The following is a 4,934-nucleotide window of genomic DNA, read 5'->3' on the forward strand; positions in this document are numbered from 1 at the left end:
CTACAATCAGAAAATTTTATAATTTAAAGCTTGTAAGAACAATTCCGGATATTTACAGACTTAACTATAATTTGATTAAGAATATACCCGGATTTGGTCCAAAGTCAGTAGAAAACTTGAAAAATGCTATTGAAGAAAGCAAAAAAAGACCACTTTACAGGTTAATTTACGGTCTTGGCATAAGATACGTTGGAGAAGTAACAGCCAAAACCTTAGCATCGGCCGTGAAATGTATTGATGATCTAAAGGATTTTACAATCACAGATTTAATCAAACTCCCGGATGTTGGCGATAAAGTTGCATCAGAGATTTATAATTTTTTCCACAACCAGCAAAATCTAAAGATGATACAAGAGTTAAGGGACCTTGGAGTAAAAACCTGTCATGAAGAAGAAGAGAAAAAAGGTAAGCTCGCAGGTTTAAACTTTGTATTTACAGGAACTTTAAAATGTTGTAGTAGGGAAAAAGCTAAGGAGATAGTAGAAAGTCTTGGAGGAAATGTTTTAGATACAGTTTCTAAAAAAGTGCATTACTTAGTAGTTGGAGAAGAGCCAGGAAGTAAATTACAAAAAGCTCAAAAGCTTGGAACAGTGAAGATAATAAACGAAGAAGAGTTTTTAAAGCTAATTGGTGGTGAAAACGCTGAGTAGATGAAGCTGAGAGTGTTGTAAAAATTTCATCATGTTTGCTTTATCCATCATCCTAAGGCTGTAAGGACGGAGATTCTTCGCTGACCCTCAGAATGTTCTTTGTTAAATGCCAAGTACAAAAATTTTCATCAAATGGTCTTCTGTTTTTTAATACACCATATGCCTGCCTTAATAGCTTATGTGCTACAGCTACTAATGCTAATTTTTTAGCTTTACCTTTACTTACTAATCTTTCGTATAATTCTCTGCAGTATTTGTTAAACCTTATTGCTGATAGTGCTGCCATGTATAGTATCTTTCTTGCATATGGATTTCCCATCTTTTTTATTGAACCACTTTTCTTTACGCTCGTTCCACTTTCATATGGGCTTGGATTTAAACCAGCAAAGCTGGCTGCTTCTTTTACACTCTTGAATCTTTTAAATCCTCCAAACATTGCTATTACCACTCCTATAACCCTATCACTTACACCAGGTATGCTTTTTAAAAGCTTGTATTCCTCTTGAAAATTCTTTTTAGACTATTCTTTTATTTCTTTCTCAAGTTCTTTTATGCTTTTTTCTATTTTTCTAATCAACTCATCGTAATATTCTAAATTCTCTTTCAGTCTTTTCATTGGTACATGACTTAATGATTCTCTTTTGTTTTTCAGCATTGTAAGTTGCTGTTGTAGGTCTTCCAATATCTTTAGTTTTACTTCAATCTCTTTTTCTACATCTGGTTTTGGTTTATAAAGCTCTCCATCAAAAAACGTTCTTCCATATTCTGCAATAAAGTATGAATCAGTTTTATCTGTTTTAACTCTTGTCATTTTAGCTTCCATAAATTTCCTTATTGAAAATGGATTAATCACTGCTACTTTATAGCCATTTTCATACAGATAATTAGCAAGCTTTAAATGATAAACTCCTGTATGCTCCATTATGATAAGCATATCTGACTGCTTAAACTTTTTAAGATAAGGCTTTATTTTCTTTTCAAACTCAACCGGGTCTGATTTAACTTCAAAGGTTTCTTTCTTGTTATCATACAAAACTGTAGCAGTGAATGAGTTTTTAGATACATCAACTCCAACGACGATTTTGTAGCTATTCATAAAAGCACCTCCTTTCATAAAATACTTGACATGAGAGAAACTTCCTGATAACCTATCATCGTAATCAATACAGGCTTAAAAGCCTAATGTTCTGATTCAGGTTTTAGGAAGTAGAGGAAGGACAGTCTACAAACATTCTGAGCGGTCTTAAAAGACCAATGACAATAACTTGATCTGTCCTTCCTTTTTTCTCCCATGTCTATAATTATTATAAAACTTATTCTCTTATGGTTTAAAAAATTTTGGTATATTTAACATACGATGACATTATTGTATTGTCTTTGTCATCCTGAGGACTTTAGTCCGATGGATCTCCTTTTTTATTGTTATTTGAAAGAAAGAAGGGTATAAAGGAGATTTTTCGCCGGCTACAGAATGATGTTATTGTTACCCTTTCCGTCATCCTGAACGAAGTGAAGGATCTTATATTTAAATTCTATAAAAATTACTATTTTCCTATTCCAAGGTATAATTTTAAGTTTAGAATCAGCACAAAATCAATCTTAAGTTATAATATTTTTAACTTTTTCCAATTGGAGGATTCGATGAACACTCAAAAATCTAAAGAGCTTTTTCAAGAAGCACAAAAATACTTGGTTGGTGGTGTAAATTCTCCTGTTAGAGCTTTCAAAGCTGTTGAAGCAGACCCAATTTTCATAAAAAAAGGAAAAGGATGTAGAATTTGGGATGTTGATGACAATGAATATATAGATTATGTTTTGTCTTGGGGACCGTTGATTTTAGGGCATGCTCACGACCAGGTTATAAACGCTATAAAACAGATTTCTAACTATGGAACAAGCTTTGGAGCACCAACAGAACTTGAAGTAGAGATGGCTAAAGCTGTAATAGATGCTGTTAAATCTGTCGAGATGGTAAGATTTGTAAATTCTGGAACAGAAGCTACAATGAGTGCAATCAGACTTGCAAGAGGCTACACAAAAAGAAAAAAAATAATAAAATTTGATGGATGCTATCATGGACATGGAGATAGTTTATTAGTTTCTGCCGGCTCAGGGGTGGCAACTCTTGGAATACCCGGAACTCCCGGAATACCGGAAGAATTAGCAAGTTTAACAATAGTTTTACCATATAACAATATAGAAGCCGTTGAAGAAGCATTTGAAAAATATGGAGACGATATTGCTTGTGTAATCATTGAACCGGTAGCTGGAAATATGGGGGTTGTAGCCCCATCTAAAGAATACCATCAAAAACTGAGAGAAATTACAAGAAAATACGGAGCTTTACTTATTTTTGATGAAGTCATGACAGGATTTAGACTCTCATATGGGGGAGCTCAGGAACTTTACGATATAGACCCGGATTTAACAACTTTTGGAAAAGTAATAGGTGGTGGGTTGCCTGTTGGTGCTTACGGTGGAAAAAGAGAAATTATGGAGTACGTAGCACCGGTTGGACCTGTATATCAAGCTGGAACACTGTCTGGAAACCCATTGGCAATGACTGCAGGTTTAACACAGCTTCAGCTTTTAAAACAACTAAACCCATACCAAGAGCTTGATGAAAAAGGAAGATTTTTAGAAGAAGGATTTAAAAAAATCTCCCAGGAAACAGGAGTCCCAGTTGCAGTTAACAGAGTTGGGTCTATGATAACCGTATTCTTTACAGATAAAGAAGTTGTAGACTTTACGACGGCTAAAACCTCCGACTCGAAAAAGTTTGCAAAATTCTTCCGTTGTATGCTTGAAAAAGGAGTATACTTACCTGCATCACAATTTGAAGCCTTTTTCTTAAGCACAGCACATAGCCAAAGAGATTTAGAAGATACATTAAATAAAGCTTATGAGTGCTTTAAGCAACTATCATGAAGTGTCCTAAATGCGGAAGTCTCAATGATAAGGTTTTAGAAACAAGACAATCAAAAGAAGGTGTTGTTATAAAAAGAAGAAGAGAATGTTTAAACTGTGGATACAGATTTACAACCTACGAGAGAATTGAAGAAGAGTATATAGAAGTTATAAAGAAAAATAACACAGTAGAACCATTTAATAAAGAAAAAATCATCAGAGGAATACTGCTTGCATCCAAAAACAGACCAATTACACAAGAGCAGGTCAGGCAGATAGCAGACGACATAGAAAAATATCTTCTTGATGAAGGAAAATTAAAAGTTAGTTCTGCAGAAATTGGAGATTTAGTTAAAAACAGACTCAAAGAGTTAGACCCTGTATCTTATCTTAGATTTGTATCTGTGTTTGATGGATTTGAAGACATTAAAGATTTTGAAGAATTTATAAAAAGCTTTGAAAAAAAGAATTTAGATACAAAAGGTTAATTTTTAAAATTGAAACGAAAATGATGCAAAAATTTTGTAAGTTTGTCTTCTTTGTCATCCTGCAATGAAGGGTCTACTCTTCTAAAAATTGAAAAAGGAAATTCTTCGGCAGTGCAGAATGACGAATAAGGTTACTCTTTCTCTAGCGTACAACATTAAACCTTTCCCTGTCATCCTGAGGACGCAAGTCCGAAGGATCTCTTTTTTGATTTTTTGACTTGAGAAGAAAAAATATGAGATTCTTCGCTTACGCTCAAAATGACAAATAAGGTAATTGTTAATATACTTTCATTTTCTCTGTCATACCGAGGCCGTAAGGCCGAAGGATCTCATTTTTAAATTTCATAAAAAACCGCTAATTCTTCACTCAAGGTACAAATATTGTAGCATGAAAATTAAAGGTTATTAATTTGATATTCTAAAAATTTTTCTAAATTTTGCAAAAAATCAAAAAGGTTTTTCTGAGTTTTCAAATGATTTTATCTAAAATTTTAGGTATAATTTTTGCATATTTTTTAACAAAAAATTGGAGACGGTCTTGAAGGTAGGAATAGTTGGCATTGGAAATATGGGAAGTAAGTATGTTAATAAATTTAAAGAGCTAAATCTGGATTATGTTCTTATAGATTCAAATCCTGAACAACTTTCAAAATTTCCTGACGATGTTAAAAAATTTCAAGATATAGAAAAGGCTTTAAATGAGGATTTAGACGCTGTTTTTGTAGCAACATCTCCACAATCACATCTGCCAATAGCAAGAAAATTTTTAGATGCTGGTATTAATGTAATGGTAGAAAAACCACCATCTTTAAGCAGAAAAGAGCTTGAAGAAACACTTGAATTAGCATACAAAAAAAATGTTTATCTGTCAGTTTCAGAAATTGAGTTA

At 33.2% G+C, this 4,934-nt stretch carries 4 protein-coding genes and 1 pseudogene; 4 read left to right on the plus strand and 1 reads right to left on the minus strand.

Annotated features, from left to right (window positions below):
- Positions 1 to 650 (plus strand): helix-hairpin-helix domain-containing protein (locus tag SULYE_RS07955; protein ID WP_007547485.1); only part of this gene is annotated, 650 nt, incomplete at its 5' end.
- Between the two features lie 112 nt (positions 651 to 762).
- On the opposite strand, the pseudogene SULYE_RS08750 reads toward SULYE_RS07955, so the two are convergent.
- A pseudogene (locus SULYE_RS08750) lies at positions 763 to 1,746 on the minus strand (IS110 family RNA-guided transposase); the annotation flags it as partial.
- 545 nt (positions 1,747 to 2,291) lie between these two features.
- Between SULYE_RS08750 and hemL the strand changes: the two are divergent.
- The 3 genes from hemL to SULYE_RS05865 all read left to right on the plus strand — a co-directional run.
- Positions 2,292 to 3,578 carry a glutamate-1-semialdehyde 2,1-aminomutase gene (gene hemL / locus SULYE_RS05855; protein ID WP_007547491.1) on the plus strand — a complete coding sequence of 429 codons (1,287 nt, stop codon included), beginning with the start codon at positions 2,292 to 2,294 and terminating at the stop codon, positions 3,576 to 3,578.
- Entirely contained in the window at positions 3,575 to 4,045 is a 471-nt protein-coding gene (gene nrdR / locus SULYE_RS05860) for a transcriptional regulator NrdR (RefSeq protein ID WP_007547493.1), read from the plus strand. The genes hemL and nrdR overlap by 4 nt, the downstream gene beginning before the upstream one ends.
- 538 nt (positions 4,046 to 4,583) lie before the next feature.
- The coding region (locus tag SULYE_RS05865) for a Gfo/Idh/MocA family protein (protein WP_007547495.1) at positions 4,584 to 4,934 on the plus strand (351 nt) is incomplete at its 3' end.

It is taken from the genome of Sulfurihydrogenibium yellowstonense SS-5 (assembly GCF_000173615.1).
Taxonomy (GTDB): domain Bacteria; phylum Aquificota; class Aquificia; order Aquificales; family Hydrogenothermaceae; genus Sulfurihydrogenibium; species Sulfurihydrogenibium yellowstonense.